Origin of the sequence: Photorhabdus viridis (assembly GCF_040256935.1) — a bacterium.
GTDB lineage: Bacteria > Pseudomonadota > Gammaproteobacteria > Enterobacterales > Enterobacteriaceae > Photorhabdus > Photorhabdus viridis.
This window is the reverse complement of the sequence record NZ_JBEJZY010000182.1, coordinates 1-955: the sequence shown is the minus strand read 5'-3', so window position 1 is coordinate 955 and position 955 is coordinate 1. Positions and strand designations below refer to the sequence as shown.

Below are 955 nucleotides of genomic sequence, written 5' to 3'. Positions count from 1 at the left end.
GCATCGGTCCAGCGGGTCAGGTTCCCGTGGCGGTCATGGTCAAAATGTTCCAGATGGTTATCGGGCCGGTCGCTGACGGCCACCCGGTGATGCCGGTCATAACGCCAGCGCCACAGCGCGCCGGCAGCCGTCAGCCCCCGCACCCGGTCCTGGCTGTCATAACTCAGACTGACGGTGCGGCTCTCCTCATCAAACAGTCTCACCAGCCGCTGATGGTCATCGTATTCCTGTGTACGCCGGTTGCCGTCGGTGTCTTCTTCGGCGGTCACCAGCCCGAAGGCATTGCGGGTCAGGGTGGTTTTCCGGCCATCCGGGGCAATAAATCCGGATGGCTGGCCGTGTTCATCATACAGTTGCAGCCAGGTCCGTTGCAGCGGGTCGGTCATGCCGGTCAGGCGCAGGTCGGTATCATAACTGTACTGCCAGCGGGCCCCGGCGGCATCGGTGAAGGCGGTCACCCGGCCCGTCTCCGCCAGATAAGTCAGGGTCCGGGTTTCCCCCTGCGGTAACACCTGCCGGACCAGATTGCCCCAGTCATCATAGTCATTGCGGGTCACACTGCCGCAGGGCGTGTGGATTTCCGTGACCAACAGCTGGTCGTTGTAATGCCAGGTGGTGGTGTGCCCCTGCGGGGTGGTGGAGCGGGTGAGACCCGGCGCATACTCCAGATGCACCGGGTAGAAGCCGCCGGCGCCGACACTGTCGGTACAGCGCCCCTGTTTATCGTAGCGGTAATCCACCCAGGTCTGGTCGCCGTCGGACCAGCGGCTCATCAGGCCCTGCGCGTTGTATTCATAGGACAGGTGAAAATGCTGGGTGCTGTTGGCTTCGGCCAGCCGGCCATCCTCATGGTAGTGATAGCGGGCCATCACCGCCTGTAAGCCGTCATCGGTACGCAGGATGTCAGTGAGCTGCCCGTGCGGGTTATACCGCAGGGACAGGACCGGCCCGTCAC

General features: G+C 63.4%; 1 pseudogene. It reads right to left on the bottom strand.

Annotated features, from left to right (window positions below):
* Positions 1 to 955: pseudogene (locus ABR397_RS22840) on the bottom strand (type IV secretion protein Rhs); the annotation flags it as partial.